This is a genomic window from Nonomuraea sp. NPDC005650 (assembly GCF_040605375.1).
In the GTDB taxonomy this organism is placed as follows: Bacteria; Actinomycetota; Actinomycetes; order Streptosporangiales; family Streptosporangiaceae; genus Nonomuraea.
Genome location: NZ_JBEXCR010000004.1, coordinates 402,677 through 419,093 on the forward strand (window position 1 = coordinate 402,677; position 16,417 = coordinate 419,093).

General features: G+C 73.7%; 12 protein-coding genes. 4 read left to right on the forward strand and 8 right to left on the reverse strand.

The features are described 5' to 3' along the window. Positions 1-163: 163 nt before the first annotated feature. Positions 164-3,106, forward strand: coding sequence for an FAD-linked oxidase C-terminal domain-containing protein (locus ABZS69_RS09650; protein WP_355369079.1), 2,943 nt, complete (start codon positions 164-166; stop codon positions 3,104-3,106). A 27-nt stretch (positions 3,107-3,133) separates the two neighbouring features. Here ABZS69_RS09650 and ABZS69_RS09655 read toward each other — a convergent pair whose 3' ends face one another. Together ABZS69_RS09655 and ABZS69_RS09660 are read right to left on the reverse strand one after the other, a co-directional pair. After that, entirely contained in the window at positions 3,134-5,266 is a 2,133-nt protein-coding gene (locus ABZS69_RS09655) for an ATP-dependent RecD-like DNA helicase (protein ID WP_355369081.1), read from the reverse strand. Positions 5,267-5,317: 51 nt separating this feature from the next. Further along, positions 5,318-6,463 carry an acetate/propionate family kinase gene (locus ABZS69_RS09660; RefSeq protein WP_355369083.1) on the reverse strand — a complete coding sequence of 382 codons (1,146 nt, stop codon included), beginning with the start codon at positions 6,461-6,463 and terminating at the stop codon, positions 5,318-5,320. Positions 6,464-6,571: 108 nt separating this feature from the next. Here ABZS69_RS09660 and ABZS69_RS09665 point away from each other — a divergent pair, with 108 nt between their 5' ends. From ABZS69_RS09665 to ABZS69_RS09675, 3 genes are read left to right on the forward strand one after another with little or no spacing between them, the layout of a single operon-like run. After that, positions 6,572-7,060, forward strand: coding sequence for a 2Fe-2S iron-sulfur cluster-binding protein (locus ABZS69_RS09665; protein ID WP_355369085.1), 489 nt, complete (start codon positions 6,572-6,574; stop codon positions 7,058-7,060). Next, positions 7,057-8,025, forward strand: coding sequence for a xanthine dehydrogenase family protein subunit M (locus ABZS69_RS09670; protein ID WP_355369087.1), 969 nt, complete (start codon positions 7,057-7,059; stop codon positions 8,023-8,025). The genes ABZS69_RS09665 and ABZS69_RS09670 overlap by 4 nt, the downstream gene beginning before the upstream one ends. Further along, positions 8,022-10,052, forward strand: coding sequence for a xanthine dehydrogenase family protein molybdopterin-binding subunit (locus ABZS69_RS09675; RefSeq protein ID WP_355369089.1), 2,031 nt, complete (start codon positions 8,022-8,024; stop codon positions 10,050-10,052). The genes ABZS69_RS09670 and ABZS69_RS09675 overlap by 4 nt, the downstream gene beginning before the upstream one ends. Positions 10,053-10,150: 98 nt before the next feature. On the opposite strand, the gene ABZS69_RS09680 is transcribed toward ABZS69_RS09675, so the two are convergent. The 6 genes from ABZS69_RS09680 to ABZS69_RS09705 all read right to left on the reverse strand — a co-directional run bounded on the left by ABZS69_RS09680 (position 10,151) and on the right by ABZS69_RS09705 (position 16,417). Beyond that, a complete protein-coding gene (locus tag ABZS69_RS09680; protein ID WP_355369091.1) occupies positions 10,151-10,468 on the reverse strand; it encodes a monovalent cation/H(+) antiporter subunit G in 318 nt (105 codons plus the stop codon). Next, positions 10,465-10,725 carry a monovalent cation/H+ antiporter complex subunit F gene (locus ABZS69_RS09685; RefSeq protein ID WP_355369093.1) on the reverse strand — a complete coding sequence of 87 codons (261 nt, stop codon included), beginning with the start codon at positions 10,723-10,725 and terminating at the stop codon, positions 10,465-10,467. The genes ABZS69_RS09680 and ABZS69_RS09685 overlap by 4 nt, the downstream gene beginning before the upstream one ends. Next, on the reverse strand, positions 10,722-11,225 hold the full coding sequence (locus ABZS69_RS09690; RefSeq protein WP_355369095.1) for a Na+/H+ antiporter subunit E: 504 nt from the start codon (positions 11,223-11,225) through the stop codon (positions 10,722-10,724). Before ABZS69_RS09690 ends, ABZS69_RS09685 begins: the two co-directional genes overlap by 4 nt. Next, positions 11,222-12,772, reverse strand: a complete 1,551-nt coding sequence (locus tag ABZS69_RS09695; protein ID WP_355369097.1) for a Na+/H+ antiporter subunit D — start codon at positions 12,770-12,772, stop codon at positions 11,222-11,224. The genes ABZS69_RS09690 and ABZS69_RS09695 overlap by 4 nt, the downstream gene beginning before the upstream one ends. A gap of 94 nt (positions 12,773-12,866) precedes the next feature. After that, positions 12,867-13,694, reverse strand: a complete 828-nt coding sequence (locus ABZS69_RS09700) for a Na(+)/H(+) antiporter subunit C (RefSeq protein WP_355369099.1) — start codon at positions 13,692-13,694, stop codon at positions 12,867-12,869. Beyond that, on the reverse strand, positions 13,691-16,417 hold the full coding sequence (locus tag ABZS69_RS09705; RefSeq protein WP_355369101.1) for a Na+/H+ antiporter subunit A: 2,727 nt from the start codon (positions 16,415-16,417) through the stop codon (positions 13,691-13,693). The genes ABZS69_RS09700 and ABZS69_RS09705 overlap by 4 nt, the downstream gene beginning before the upstream one ends.

The following is a 16,417-nucleotide window of genomic DNA, read 5'->3' on the forward strand; positions in this document are numbered from 1 at the left end:
ATGGCTCCCCGGGTGTCGCAGCCTGCCTGCGACGCCCCGCAAAGTTACCTTTGACCAGGGGGAACTCCTTGCCGGGGGAAGGACAGGACAGACATGACGCACACCGACGGCCTGACCGATCTGCTCGGCGTCTAGGGACGGGCGGCGGAAGATGGCGGGAAACATGGACAGCCTGGTAGGTACGCCCCTCGCGCGCCCGCGCCGGCCGCGCGAGATCGACGTCGAGCCGCTGCTGCGGCGGCTGGAGGAGACGGTCGACGGCGAGATCCGCTTCGACACCGGCAGCCGCGCCGCCTACGCGCGGGACGCGTCCAACTACCGGCAGGTGCCCATCGGCGTCGTGGTGCCCAACACGCTCGACGCCGGGGTGGCCGCGGTGGCCGCGTGCCGGGCCCGCGACGTGCCGGTCCTGTCGCGGGGCGGCGGCACCAGCCTGGCGGGGCAGTGCTGCAACGCGGCCGTGGTGATCGACTGGTCCAAGTACTGCGGGGCGGTCGAGTCCGTGGACGTCACGGGCAGGCGGATCACGGTGCAGGCCGGGGCGGTGCTGGACGCGGTGAACCACGTGCTGGAGCCGGAGGGCCTGATGGTCGGGCCCCGGCCGTCCAGCCATCCGACCTGCACGATCGGCGGCATGATCGGCAACAACTCGTGCGGGGCGTCCGCGCAGGCGTACGGGAAGATGTCGGAGTCGGTGCTGCGGCTGGAGATCCTCACCTACGACGGCGTGCGCGCGTGGGTCGGGCCGACCGACGACGCCGAGTACGCCAGGATCCAGGCCGAGGGCGGCCGGGCGGCCCAGATCTACCGGCAGTTGCGCGACCTGCGCGACGACACCATGGAGCTGGTTCGCACCCGCTTCCCCAGGCTGGAGCGGCGCGTCTCCGGCTACAACCTGGACCAGCTCCTGCCCGAGAACGGCTTCAACGTGGCCCGCGCCCTCGTCGGCAGCGAGGGCACGCTGGTGACCGTGCTGCGCGCCGAGTTGGCCGTGGTGCCCAGGCCGGCCGCGCGGTCGCTGGCGGTGCTCGGGTTCGAGGACATCTTCGCGGCGGCGGACGCCGTCCCCGCCGTGGCCGCGCACCTGCCGCTCGCGCTGGAGGCCATGGACGACCGGATGTGCCGGCTCGCCCGCCAGGAGCGCCCCGACGATCCCGCGCTCCGCCACCTGCCCGAGGGGGCGGGGTGGCTGCTGGTGCAGTTCGGCGGCGACTCGGCCGAGGAGGCGCTCGAACGGGCGCACGGGCTGATGCGCGACGTGGGGCAGCACGCGACCCACACCTTCCTCGGCGACCCGGCCCAGGAGGACGAGCTGTGGCGCTGGCGGGAGTCCAGCCTGGGCGTGGAGGCGTACCCGCCGTCGGGGCGGCAGACGTACGAGGGCTGGTCGGACGCGGCCGTGCCACCCGAGCGGCTGGGCGCGTACCTGCGCGACTACGAGGGGCTGCTGCGCCGCCACGGCTACGCGGACTCGGCCCTGTACGGACACTTCGGGCAGGGATGCGTGCACGGGAGGCTCCCGCTCGACCTGCACACCGACGACGGGATCGCCGGCTACCGGGCGTTCGCGGAGGAGGCGGCCGACCTGGTGGCCGCCTACGGCGGCTCGCTGTCTGGGGAGCACGGCGACGGGCAGGCGCTGGCCGAGCTGCTGCCCCGCATGTTCGGCGACGAGGTGGTGGAGGCGTTCGGCCGGTTCAAGGCCGTCCTCGACCCGCGCAACCGGATGAACCCCGGCAAGGTCGTCCACCCCAACCGCCTCGACCAGGACCTCGCCCAGCGGCACTTCTACCCGCTGGAGCCCCGGCAGAAGTCCTTCGACTACCCGCGCGACCACGGCCGGTTCGGGCACGCGGCCACCCGGTGCGTCGGGGTCGGGAAGTGCCGCCAGCAGGCCTTCGAGGGCGGGGTCATGTGCCCCAGCTACCGGGTGACGCGCGAGGAGGAGCACTCCACGCGGGGGCGGGCCCGGCTGCTGGGGGAGATGGTGCGGGGCGAGCTGATCGAGGACGGCTGGCGGTCAGCCGCCGTGCGCGACGCGCTCGACCTGTGCCTGGCCTGCAAGGGCTGCCGGTCCGAGTGCCCGGTGAACGTGGACATGGCCACGTACAAGGCCGAGTTCCTGTCCCACCACTACCGGCGCCGGATCCGGCCCCGCGCCCACTACTCCATGGGCTGGCTGCCGCTGTGGGCGGCGCTCGCCTCCTCCGCGCCCGGCCCGCTCAACGCCCTGGCGGGCGCGCCGGGCCTGTCGCGGCTGCTCAAGGCCGTCGCGGGGGTCGCGGCCGAGCGGGAGCTGCCCCGCTTCGCCAAGGAGCGCTTCACCGACTGGTTCAAGCGGCGGGGCCCGGCGCGGCCCGGCACGCGGGGCAAGGTCGTGCTGTGGGCGGACACGTTCACGAACAACTTCGACCCGCACGTCGGGCAGGCGGCGGTGAGCGTGCTGGAGGCGGCCGGGTTCGAGGTGCACGTGCCGCCGGTGGCGCTGTGCTGCGGGCTGACCTGGATCTCCACGGGACAGCTCGGGATCGCGCGGCGGGTGCTGGCCCGCAGCGTGCGCGCCCTGCGGCCGTGGGCGGAGTCCGGGGTGCCGGTGGTGGGCCTGGAGCCGAGCTGCACCGCCGTCTTCCGCGCCGACGGGCCGGAGCTGCTGAACACGCCGGACACGCGGCTGCTGTCGGAGCGCACGCTGACGCTCGCCGAGCTGCTGGAGTCGCGGGCGCCCGACTGGCGCCCGGCCTCGTCGGGCGGGGAGGCGGTGGCCCAGGTGCACTGCCACCAGAGCGCCGTCATGGGCTACGACGCCGACCGCGCCGTCCTGGACCGCTTCGGGATCCGCACGGAGGTCCTGGACGCGGGCTGCTGCGGCCTGGCCGGGAACTTCGGGTTCGAACGCGGGCACTATGACGTCTCGGCGGCCTGCGCGGAGGAGTCGGTCTGGCCCGCGGTCCGGGCGGCGGGTGAGCAGCAGGCGATCCTCGCCGACGGCTTCTCCTGCCGCACCCAGATCGCCGCCGGCCGCACCGGCCGCCAGGCCCGCCACCTGGCCGAGCTCCTGGCCACCTCGCTGTCCCGCCCGAGCCCCGGGGGACCGCCGATGGGCTAGCCGTCCAGGGCGAGGGCGGTCGCCGGGTCAGCTTTCCAGGGCGAGGGCCAGGCGGCGGGCCAGGCCGGTGTTGCGCCGGTGGCCGATCCGGTGGACCGCCAGCTCCAGCGCCTCCCGCTGGCCCACCAGCACCACCCACGCCTTCGCCCTGGTCACCAGCGTGTAGAGGAGCTTGCGGCGGAGCATGACCCCGCCCGACTCGGCCACGATGGGCGCCACCACGAACGGGTATTCGCTGCCCTGCGAGCGGTGCACGCTGATCGCGTAGGCGTGGGTCAGGTCGTCGAGCTCGTCGAAGCCGTAGCGCACGCTCTCGCCGTCGTCGGTGCGGATCTCGATCGTGCGCTCCTCCGGCACGACCGCCGTCACCGTGCCGGTCTCCCCGTTGAAGACGCCCTTGTCGTAGTTGTTGCGGATCGGCATGACCCGGTCGCCCACGCGGAACACCGACGGGCCCGACCAGTGCTCGGGCTTGTCGTCGGCGGCCGGGTTGAGCTGGTCCTGGATCAGCCGCCCGAGCGCCGTGGCGCCCGTCTCGCCCTTGCGCATCGGGCACAGCACCTGGACCTGGCCGGGCTCGACGTTCTGCTTGCGCGGGATCGCCACCATCGCCAGGTGGGCCACCCGCCGCGCCACCTGGGCCGGATCGTCGAGCTCCTCGAACCAGAACCCGCCCCCGGCCGTCCTGACCGGGAGCCGGCCGGCGCGGATGCGGTGGGCGGCGTCGATGATGCCGCTGCCGCCCGCCTGCCGGAAGACGTGGGTGAGCTGCACCCGCGGGACCGCCTCGACCCGCAGCAGGTCGGCGAGCACGTCGCCGGGCCCGATGCTGGGCAGCTGGTCGCTGTCGCCGATGAGCAGCAGGTGGCTCCCGGACGGCACGGCGGCGGTCAGCCGGGTGGCCAGGTGGAGGTCGAGCATGGACGCCTCGTCGACCACGATCAGGTCGGCCTGCGACGGCGTCTCGTCGAACAGCGTCTCAGGGTCGGGATCGGGCTGCCGGGCGAGCATCCGGTGCACGGTCATCGCGGGCAGCCCGGTCAGCTCCGACAGGCGCTTGGCCGCCTTTCCCGTGGGCGCGGTGAGCGTCACCGTGCCGCCGGCCGCCCGGACCGTGGTCGCGATGGCCTTGACCGTATGGCTCTTGCCGCACCCGGGGCCGCCGGTGATGATGGAGACGGTGCTGGTCAGGGCCATGTTGACGGCCGCCTGCTGGTCCTCGTGCAGCCCGGGGTCGTCGGGGAAGGAGCGCAGGGGGAGCGTCGAGCGGGCCCGCATGAGCCGGGTGACCTGCTCGGTCAGCGCCGCCTCCCTGCTGTGCACGTGCTTGGCGTACGCCACCGCCGCGCCCGGCCGGTCGGGGGCGGCCTCCACGACCACCCGGCGGTCGGCCACGAGCGCGTCGATCATCGGGTGCACCAGCTCCTGGTCCTGCTCGATCAGCTCCGCCGTCTCCCGCACCAGCGCGGGCACCGGCACGAAGCAGTGGCCGTCGCGGCTGCCCGCCGCCTCCAGCCGGTCGAGCAGCGCCGCCTTGACCCGCTGCGGGCTGCGCTCGGGCACCCCCGACTGCAGCGCGATCTTGTCGGCGATGCGGAACGCGATCCCCCGCACCCGCCCGATCAGCCGGTAGGGGTCCGTGGCCAGGACCTCGTCGGCGTCCTGCCCGAACACCTGGTAGATCTTGGCCGCCAGCAGCGGGCTGACCCCGAGCCCCTGCAGCGTCACCATCAGCGCGGCGATCGCCTTCTGCTCCTGCCACGCCTGGACGATCTGCCCCTGCCGCAGCGGCCCGATGTTGACGACCTCGGTGAGCCGCTCGGGCTCGCCGTCGATCACCTTGAGCGTGGCCTCGCCGAAGTGGTCGACGATCGCGTACGCCAGCCGCGGCCCGATGCCCCTGATCAGCCCCGACCCCAGGTAGATCCGGATGGCCCGGACCGAGGAGGGCACGATCCGCTCGCACCCGCTGACCGCGAAGCGCCGCCCGTGGCGGGGATGCCGGCCCCACTCGCCGAAGAGCCGCAGCGTCTCGCCCGGCTGAGCCCCCGCCAGCGCCCGCCCGGTGGCGACGAAATCGGGCTCGCCGTCGGCGCTCATGCGCGCGACGGTGTATTCGTCCTCCCGGACGTAGACGAGCTGCTCGACCGACGCCTCCACACCAGAGATCCAACCACCCGTCACCGACAAAGCGTCACATGCGCGGGACCGTCATTCGTCTTCCTCCGCGAGCACGCGCAGGCATTCGCGGGCCAGCTGCAACTCCTCGCGCACCTGCACCACCATGACCGGCACCGCCGCGTCGTACGCGCTGACCGGCCCGTCGTCGTGGCGGTTGCCGAGGGCGGGGGGCTCGACGCCGAGCAGCCCGAGGCGGGCGCAGACGGCCTCGCGCACCTCAGGCTGGCCCCAGCCGATCTCCCCGGTGAACACCAGCGCGTCGATCCGCCCCAGCGAGGTGGCCGCGGCGGCGATCTCCCTGCTCACCCGGTGGCTGAACACGTCCAGCGCCAGCTCCGCGGCCGAGTCGCCCTCCCGGGCGGCGGCCACCAGCTCGCGCGTGTCCCCCGAGAAGCCGCCCGACAGCCCGAGCAGGCCGGAACGGCGCTCCAGCCCCTCGCTCAGCTCCGCCACCGTGAGCCGCCCCGAGTCCAGCAGCCACATCAGCATCCCCGGATCCACGCTGCCCGAACGCCTGCTCATGGGCACCCCCTCCAGCGGGGTGAAGCCCATCGAGGTGTCCAGGCTGCGCCCGCCCGACACCGCGCACACCGAGCATCCGCCGCCCAGGTGCGTCAGCACGAGGTCCAGCTCCGCCGGCGGGCGGCCGAGCAGCTCGGCCACCCGGTCGGCCGCCCACGCGTACGACAGGCCGTGGAAGCCGTAGCGGCGCAGCCCGTACCGCTGCCGCCAGGACAGCGGCAGCGGGTAGACCGCCGCCTCCTCGGGCAGGCCGGCGTGGAAAGCGGTGTCCGGGCAGAGCACGTGCGGCAGGGCAGGCAGCTCAGCGCGGGCCGCGTCCAGCAGGGCCAGCGCGGGCGGCAGGTGCAGCGGCGCCAGGCTCGTCAGGGCGCGCAGCGCCTCGGCCGTCTCGTCGTCGGCCACCGAGGGGACCCGGACGAGATCGCCGCCGTGCACGAGGCGGTGCGCCACGGCGCGGATGTCGCGCCCGAAGTGCCCGCCCAGGAACGCCGACAGCTCCTCCCTGGCCGAGCCGGGGTCTATGGCGCGCTCGGTGCGCACGCTGTCCAGCACGCAGCCGCCCTCCACCATGTCCAGGCGGAAGCTCGACGAACCGGCGTTGACGGTGAGTATCGCCGCCGACTCCGTCACCTGCTCGTCGATCGACACCCCCATGCCCGCTCGGCTACCCCCCATCACAGCGACAAAACGGACACCGCGGGGCGGGCTGTGCTTTACCCACCGCAGAGATTGGCTCGTCGGGAGGTCGGGTAGTCGTGCGCCATGGACATCACCCTGATGGTGAACGGCGTGTCACGCTCTGTGCACGTGGACCCTCGGATGTCGCTGCTCGACCTGCTGCGCGAACGGCTGGGCCTGATCGGCGCCAAGAAGGGCTGCGACCATGGGCAGTGCGGGGCCTGCACGGTCCTGATCGACGGGCGGCGGGCCAACTCCTGCCTGGCGCTGGCGGTGGCGATGGACGGTTCGGAGATCGTCACCGTCGAGGGGCTGGCCGAGGGCGACGATCTGCACCCGCTGCAGGCCGCGTTCATCGAGCACGACGCCTTCCAGTGCGGCTACTGCACGCCGGGGCAGCTCTGCTCGGCGGTGGGGATGCTGCGGGAGACGGGCCCGAGCGCGATCACCGGCGATCTCCGCGACGATCCCGGCCTGACGCCGGAGGAGATCAGGGAGCGTATGAGCGGCAACCTGTGCCGGTGCGGCGCCTACGTCAACATCGTCAGCGCCATCGCCGAGGTCGCGCCGTGAAGCTCTTCGAGTACGCCCGGGCGGGCAGCGCGGCGGACGCGGTGCGCAGGTTCGGGCCGGGCGCCATGTACCTGGGCGGCGGCACCAACCTGGTGGACCTCATGCGGCTGGGCGTGGCCGAGCCGGACCGCTTGGTGGACGTCGGCAGGCTGCCGCTCGACACCATCGAGCAGGCCGGGGACCGGGTGCGCGTCGGCGCCGCCGTCCGCAACAGCGACCTGGCGGGCGACCCCCTGGTGCGCTCCCGCTACCCGATGCTGGCGCGGGCGGTGCTGTCCGGCGCCTCCGGCCAGGTGCGCAACATGGCCACGGTAGCCGGCAACCTGCTGCAGCGCACCCGCTGCACCTACTTCCAGGACGTCACCCGGCCGTGCAACAAGCGGCAGCCCGGCTCCGGCTGCCCGGCCATCGAGGGCGACCACGCTGGCCTGGCGATCCTCGGCACCACGCACGCCTGCGTGGCCACCCACCCGTCGGACATGGCGGTCGCACTGGCCGCGCTGGAGGCCGAGGTGCACGTCACCGGTCAGGGGGGTGACAAGGTCATCCCGATGCCGGGGCTGCACCGGCTGCCGGGCGATGCGCCCGAGCGGGACACCGTGCTGGAGCCGGGCGACCTGATCACGGCCGTGGAGCTGCCCGCGCCGCCGCCGGGCGCCTCGCTCTACCGCAAGGTACGCGAGCGGGCGTCGTTCGCCTTCGCCCTCGTGTCCATCGCCGCCGTGCTCGACGTCCGCGACGGCTCCGTGACCGGCTGCCGCATCGCGCTCGGCGGCGTGGCCCACGCGCCCTGGCGGGCCGAGCGCGCCGAGCAGGTCCTGGTCGGCGGCCCCGCGACCGCGGAGGCGTTCCGCACCGCCGCCGAGGCCGAGCTGGAGCAGGCCCGCCCGCTCCCGCGCAACGGCTTCAAGGTGCCGCTGGCCCGCAACCTGATCGTCCGCACCCTTGAGGAGCTGGCGCCGTGAACCGCGTCGAGGGCCGCGTCAAAGTCGCCGGGCTGGCCACGTACGCCGCCGAATACCCGGTCGAGGGCCTCACGTACGCCTACCCCGTGCAGTCGCGGATCGCCAAGGGCCGCATCAAGCGCGTCGACGCCCGCGACGCGCTCGCCATGCCAGGGGTGCTGGCCGTGCTGTCCTGCCAGGACCCGCCCCGGCTGGGCCCGGCCGCCGAGGGCGAGCTGGCGCTCTTCCAGAGCCGGGACGTCGCCTACCGGGGCCAGCTCGTGGCCGCCGCCGTGGCCGACACCTACGAGAACGCCCGCGCCGCCGCCGACGCGATCGTCATCGAGTACGAGCAGGACCTCCACGACGTGGCCCTGCGCTCCGACCACCCCAATCTGTACCAGCCGGAGACCGTCAACCCCTCCTTCCCGTCCGACACGGTGAAGGGCGACGTGGAGGCCGGGCTCGACGCGGCCGAGACCACGATCGACGTGACCTACACGACCCCCGTCCTGCACAACAACCCGATGGAGCCGCACGCCGCCCTGGCGCTGTGGGACGGCGAGGGCAGGCTGCTGGTGTACGACACCACGCAGGGCACATCCGCCAGCCGCGACCTCATCGCCAAGACCCTGGGTCTGCCGAGCGAGCAGGTGCGGGTGGTGGCCCGGCACGTCGGCGGCGGCTTCGGCTCCAAGGGCACGTCGAGGCCGCAGGCCGTGCTGGCCGCCCTGGCCGCCAGGGCCGTCGGCCGGCCGGTCAAGATCGTGCTGACCAGGCAGCAGATGTTCGACGTCACCGGCTATCGCACGCCCACGATCCAGCGGCTGCGGCTCGGCGCGGACGCGGACGGCCGGCTCACGGCGGTGGAGCACGTGGCCTACGAGCAGAGCTCGACGCTGGTGGAGTTCGCCGAGCAGACCACGACGCCCACGCGCGTCATGTACGCCACGCCCGCGCTGCGCACCGCCCACCGGCTCGTCCGGCTGGACGTGGCCACCCCGTCGTGGATGCGCGCCCCGGGCGAGTGCCCCGGCATGTACGCGCTGGAGTCCGCCATGGACGAGCTGGCCTGCGCCGCCGGCATCGACCCGATCGAGCTGCGCGTCGTCAACGAGCCGGAGGCCGAGCCGGACAGCGGCCTGCCGTTCAGCTCCCGCAACCTGGTCGCCTGCCTGCGCGAGGGCGCCCGCCGCTTCGACTGGGACCGGCGCGACCCAGAACCGGGACGCCGCCGGGAGGGCGAGTGGCTGGTCGGCACCGGTGTGGCCGCCTCCACCTACCCGGCCAAGCGCTGGCCGTCGAAGGCCGTCGTCTCCATGCGGGAGGGCGACTTCCTGGTCCAGCTGGCCGCCGCCGACATCGGCACGGGCTCGCGTACCGCGCTGGGCAGGATCGCGGCCGAGGCGCTGGGCGTCGCGCCCGACCGGGTGCACGTCGAGCTGGGCGACAGCGACCTGCCGGACGCCCCGCTCGCGGGCGGCTCCATGGGCACGGCCTCGTGGGGCTCGGCGATCGTGCGCGCCTGCGAGCACCTCAAGGTGAACGGCACCGTGGGCCGCGCCGACACCACAGAGGAGGTCGCGCGGGACGCGGAGCTGGCCAGGCACGCCTTCGGTGCCCAGTTCGCCGAGGTGCGGGTCAACTCGGTGACGGGTGAGGTACGGGTGTCGCGCCTGCTCGGCGTGTTCGCCGCGGGGCACATCGTGGACGCGAAGCTGGCCAGGTCGCAGTTCATCGGGGGCATGACGATGGGCATGGGGATGGCGCTGATGGAGGAGACGTACACCGACGAGGAGTTCGGCGGTTTCCTCCGGCGCGACCTGGCCCAGTACCACGTGCCCGCCTGCGCGGACGTGGAGCGGATCGAGGCGGTCTGGCTGGAGGAGGAGGACGGCGACCTCAATCCCATGGGCAGCAAGGGCATCGGCGAGATCGGCATCGTCGGCACCGCCGCCGCGGTCGGCAACGCCGTGCACCACGCCATCGGCCACCGCGTGCGCGACCTCCCCATCGGCCCGGCCAAGATCCTGCGGGCGATGTTTTAGCGCGCCCCGCCGAGGAAGGGGAAGTCTCTCTGCGGCGGGAGGCGGCGGGAGGCCCTGTGGACCTGGTTCGGCCAGGCCGCGATCAGCCGCTCGGACGATCAGTCCTCCGGCGGCAGCTCGGTGTCGTCGTCCGCGCGCTCGCGCGAGTAGGCGCCCCGAGCCACCGTGTACGCGGCGACCGACACGGTGATCACCTGGGAGACGCCCGCCAGCAGCAGCGGCCCGGCGCTCGCCCAGGTGGGCCGGTGCAGCCACATGGCCAGCAGCACCAGCAGCACGCCGAGCACCTGCGGCTTGGTGCCCGCGTGCATGCGGTCCAGCGTGGTGCGGAACCGGACGAGCCCGGCCCCGGCCGTCAGCGCCAGCGCCGCGCCCAGCAGCAGGCAGGCCGCCGCCGCCACGTCGAGCAGGCTCATCGCGATCTCCCCGCGAAGAAGCGGGCCAGCGACACGGACCCGACGAAGCCCAGGAGCGAGAGCACCAGCAGGATCGGCAGGTCCGAATAGTCGTCCCGGGCCACGGCGAACGCTCCGACGGCGCACATGGCCAGCGACGTCATCACGTCGACCGCGACCGCCCGGTCCAGCATCGTGGGGCCGCGCGCCACCCGGTAGAGCGTGGCCGCCGCCGCGCAGCCGAGCAGCACGAGCGTCACGAGATAGACCACGGTCACGGCAGCTCCTCCTGGTCCCGCCGGGTGCCGAACGCCGCCACGATGCGCGACTCCAGCCCGGCCACGTCCGCCCGTACGGCCTCGGTGACGTCGCCCGGACGCCCCAGCACGTGCAGGACCAGCTCGCGCTCCTCGGGGTAGGCCTCCACGACGAGGCTGCCGGGCACGGTCGACAGCGCGATCATGATCATCACGGTCATGGACTCCGACGACGTACGCAGCCGTACCCGGACGATCTGGGTCGGCGGCACGCCGGGCCGCACCACCCAGACCACCACCCGCACGGTCGAGACCACCAGGTCGCGGCCGAACCAGAGCAGGAAGCCCACCAGCGCCACCGGGTGGATCCTGATGCCCGGGTCGAGGACGGGCAGCGGGAGCAGCCACGTCACCACGAGCCCGGCCGCCAGGCCGCCCAGCACGTTGCCGGGCGACAGGTCGCCCCACAACATCACCCACACCACCGCCAGCCAGGCGATCAGCGCCAGCCGCGGCGTCACGGCCGCCCCCCGAGGACGGCCGTGACGTACGGCTCGCGGGCCATCAGCTCGGCGGCGGCCCGGTGCGTGAACGCCGACAGCGGGCCGGCCAGCACCGTGAACGACAGCCCGATCGCGACCAGCGCCGCCACCGCCGCCGTCAGCGCCCCCGGGACGGCCGTCGTCGTGACGGTGGGGTCCTCGCCGGTGTACTCCTCGCTCTCCACGACCGTGCCCACCCGCACGGCCCGCGGACCGCGCCAGAACGCCTTCCCCCACGTCTTGGCCACCGCGTACAGGGTGAGCAGGCTCGTCACCAGGCCGGCGGCCACGAGGGCGACGGGCAGCGGGCGGCCGTCGGCCAGGCCCGCCTGCACCAGCATCAGCTTGCCGAGGAAGCCGGACATGGGCGGGATGCCCGACAGGTTCATGGCGGGCACGAAGAACAGCACGGCGAGCAGCGGCGCGGTCGTCATCAGGCCGCCGAGCCCGTTGACCGAGGTGGTGCCGGTGCGCCGCTCCACCAGCCCGGTCACCAGGAACAGGGTCGTCTGCACGGTGATGTGGTGCACCACGTAGAAGATCGCCCCGGCCAGCCCGGCCACCGTGGACAGGCCGACGCCGAACACCATGTAGCCGATGTGGCTGACCAGCGTGAACGAGAGCATGCGCTTGAGGTCGGTCTGTGCGACCGCGCCCAGCACGCCCGTCAGCATCGTGGCCAGCGCCACCCACATGAGCAGCGTCGAGACCGGCCCGCCCGGGAACAGCAGCGCCTCCAGACGCACGATCGAGTAGACGCCGACCTTGGTCAGCAGGCCGGCGAACACGGCCGTGGCCGGGGCGGGCGCCGTGGGGTAGGAGTCCGGCAGCCAGGCCGACATGGGGAAGATCGCCGCCTTGATGCCGAACGCCAGCAGCAGCGTCAGCTCCACCAGCAGCGCCACCTGCGTGGGCAGCCGGGCGAACCGCTCGGCGAGCTGGGCCATCGACAGCGTCCCCGTGGCCGCGTAGGTGACTCCCAGCGCGATCAGGAACAACATCGACGAGGCCAGGGCCATCAGCGTGTACGTGGCGCCCGCCCGGATCCTGGACTCGGTGCCGCCGAAGGTGAGCAGCACGTACGAGCCGCTCAGCAGCAGCTCGAACGCCACGTACAGGTTGAACAGGTCACCCGACAGGAACGCGTCCGCCACGCCCGCCACCATGACCAGGAACGCCGGATGGAAGATCGCCATGGGGGCGTCGTGCTCCTGCGAGGCGTGGGCGCTGACGACCGAGTACACCATGACGCAGAACGTGACCGCCGACGACACCAGCAGCACCAGCGTGGACAGGCGGTCGGCCACCAGGCAGATGCCGATCGGCGGCGGCCAGCCGCCCAGCTCGGTGACCAGCGGGCCGCGGGCGTCGGCGGCGACCAGCAGCAGCGCCGAGACGACGACCGAGACGGCAAGGGTGACCAGGCTGATGAGCGACTGCAGCCGGCGCAGCCGCCCGCCGATCGCCAGCTTCACGCCGGCGGCCAGCAGCGGCAGCAGCACGGGCACGCAGATCAGCCTCTCCACCCAAGCCGTCCCCACCCAGGCCGTCTCCACCGGGGTCAGCCCTCGCCTTCCGGTGCGGACCCGCGGCTCCGTGCTCGGACCCTGCTCTTCACGGTCAGTCCTCGCCTTCCAGCTCGGGGTCCTGCGCGAGGGCCTGGCGCTCGCGCTCCTCCCTGATGGCCGCCCGCATCTGCCTGCGCGCCTCCCGCTGCCGCGCCTTGAGCTTCCTGCGCAGCACCCGCTCCCTGGCCACCTGCTCCTCCCGCCCCCGCGCGTGCTGCTCGCGCAGCTCCTCGATGCGCTCGGCGTTGTCCAGGGCGGCCGCGTCCTCCCGCAGGCCCGCCTCCTCGCGTAGCCCCGCCTCCTCGAAGCGCCGGTGCACCTCCTCCTCCGTCAGCCCCTCCAGCAGCCGCTCGTGCATCCACCGCCCCAGCTCGTCGTGCACCCGCGAGATGCGCTGCTCCAGGTCGGCCTCCTGCAGCCGCTCGCGCTCGGCCTGCTCGGCCGCGAGCTTGGCCAGCTCGGCGCGCTGCTCGATGACCAGCCGCCGGTAGGCGTCCCGCCGGGCGCGTACGGCGTCGCTCAGCTCGCCGCGCCGGGCGCGCAGCCGGATCCGGCGGTCCTCGGTGTCGTCCTGTACCTCGTCGCTCCCGGACAGCTGCCACGACCGGTGCACCAGGGCGAGCAGGAACGCCGTCACCCCCAAAGTGATCACGATCGCCGTGAGCACCATGGCCTGCGGCAGCGGATCGGCCCGCCCGCTGACGTCCACGAAGGGCGGGCCGCCCGGGTCGCCGCCCGCGGTGACGATCAGCAGGTTGACGCCGTTGCCCAGGAGGATGACGCCGGCCAGCACCCGTACCAGGCTCCGCTCCAGCAGCAGCGTGACCCCGGTGGCGACCAGCGCGAAGCAGGCCAGGAACGGCAGCAGGGCGACGGTCACGCGCCCTCCTGCCGGTCCAGCTCGGCGCCGAGGCCGCGCAGGACGTCCTGGACCATGCCGACGACGGACACGTACACCCCGAGGTCGAACAGCAGCCCCGTGGACAGGTGCAGGTGCCCTGCCAGTGGCACGCTCACGTCCACGGACAGCAGGTCCAGGGCCGCCCGCCCGAACAGCAGCCCCGCCAGCGCCGTGCCCGTCGAGAGCGTGAGCCCGACGCCCATGAGCACGCCCGCGTGCATCGGCACGGCGGCGGCCAGCTCGTTCCGCCCGCCCGCGAGATAGCGCACGGTGATCGCCATTCCGGCCACGATGCCGCCGGCGAACCCGCCGCCGACCGCGCTGTGCCCGATGAACAGCAGGAACACCGAGAGCACCAGCAGCGTGTGGAACGTCAGCCGGGCCACCACCTCGAACGCCAGCGCCCGCTGCCCGCGCGGCAGCGTGGCCGACAGCCAGCGGGTGCGCTCGGCGGCCGGCACCGGGCCCGGCTCGATGTGGTACGACCTGCGCCGCAGGAACACCAGGCTCGTCACGCCCAGGGCCAGCACGACCAGCACCGTGCTCTCGCCCATGGTGTCCCAGGCGCGGACGTCGACGATGAGGGCGCTGACGATGTTGCGGGCGCCGGCCTGCTCGGCGGCCGGGCCCAGGAGCGCGCCGACCGGCTCGGCGGTCCGCGCGCCCATCGCCAGCATGCCCGCCCCGGTGACCACCACGCCCACGGCCAGCCCGAGCCCCAGCCGGAACGGGAACGGCAGCCGTCCCCTGACCGGGCCGAGCGGCAGCCGCCGCAGCACCAGCGCGAACACGACCAGGCTCAAGGTCTCGGCCAGGAACTGGGTCAGCGCCAGGTCGGGCGAGCCGTGCGCGAGGAACAGCAGCGCCGTGCCGTACCCGGTGAGGCCGATGACCAGGGCCAGCAGGATGAACGCGCGGGCGAACAGCGCCAGCACGGCCGCCGCCACCGTCAGGACGGCGACGCCGGGCTGCTCGGGGCTCTGCCAGAGGACGACGGGCACCCCGAGGTGGGGCGGGCCGCCGGAGACGAGGGAGAACACGCCGACGCCGACCGCGGCCAGCAGGGTGAGCGTCAGGTAGTCGGGCACGGACCCGCGCTGGATGAGGCCGGTGAGCTGGATGGCGAAGCGGTCGAGTCGCTGCACGAGCGCCCAGAAGAGCTGCGCGGAGTCGACCACGTGCAGCGCCGCCCCGGCCCTGGCCACGGGCTCTCTGGCCAGGAACAGCGCCACCCCGGCCGTCAGCGACACCGCCGACAGCAGGAGCGGCAGGGTGAAGCCGCCCCACAGCACCAGATGAACGTCAGGCCCCTTGACGCGATAAGTCCCGATATATCCGGACAAGGCGTTGGCGTACCATCCGGCGAACGGCGCCAGGACCAGCCCGAGCGCCGACAGCAGCGCGGCAGGCCCGGTCATGGCCGGGGGCGCGCGATGCACCTGCCTCGGCTCCAGGCCCGGCTTGTCCAAGAACGCACCCCACAGGAACCGCAGCGTGTACGCCGCCGTCAACGCCGACCCGGCCACCACGCCGGCCAGCACGACCGGCGCGCCCATGACCGCCTCCAGCGCGGCCTCCTTGCCGACGAACCCCGCCAGCGGCGGCAGCCCCGCCATCGACGCGCCCGCCAGCACCGCGACCGCGCACACCCACGGCATCGCCCGGCCGACCCCGCTCAGCTCGCGCAGGTCGCGGGTGCCCGCCGCGTGATCGACGATGCCCACCACCAGGAACAACGCGGCCTTGAACAGCGCGTGCGCCGGCAGCAGGCCCGCGCCGGCCAGCGCCGCGCCCCCGTTCCCCGAGCCGAACAGCACCGTGAGGAGCCCGAGCTGGCTGACCGTGCCGTAGGCCAGCAGCCGCTTGAGGTCCGTCTCGCGCAGCGCCCGCCAGCCGCCCAGCACCATCGTGACCAGGCCGAGCGGCACCGCCACCGTCCGCCAGGCCGTCAGGTCCCCGAGCGCGGGGCCGAGCCGGGCCAGCAGGTACACCCCGGCCTTCACCATGGCGGCCGCGTGCAGGTAGGCGGAGACGGGGGTGGGGGCGGCCATGGCGGCCGGCAGCCAGGTGCTGAACGGGAAGACCGCCGACTTCGACAGCGCGCCGGCCAGGATGAGGACGACGGCGACGGCGTTCACGCGAGGCGGGTGCGCGACGACCTCCGAGATCCGGTACGTGCCCGCCGCCTCCCCGAGCAGCACGAACCCCGCCAGCATGGCCAGGCCGCCGAACGTGGTGACCATCAGCGCCTTCATGGCGGCCTGCCTGCTCTGCCTGCTCGCGGGGTCGTACCCGATGAGCAGGTAGGAGAAGACGGTGGTCAGCTCCCAGAAGACGTACAGCAGGAGCAGGTTGTCGGCCGCCACCAGCCCCAGCATCGACCCGGCGAAGCCCGTCATGAAGCAGCCGTAGCGGCCGAGCCCCTCGTCGTCGCGGGCGAAGTAGCGGGAGCTGTAGATCATGACCAGCGCGCCCACGCCGGTGACCAGCGACATCATCAGCACGGCCAGCGCGTCGGCGCGGAAGGAGAGTTCCAGCCCCAGCACGGGCGCCCAGGTCGTGTGCTCGCGCGGCGGCAGCCACAGCAGCGCGGCGAGGAAGGCGATGCCCGGGGGAAGGGCGAGCACGGCCAGGGACATGCGCCTGACCAGCCAGGGAGCGCACACCGCCGCCACCGCGTGCAGGACCAGCAGCGACTCCAT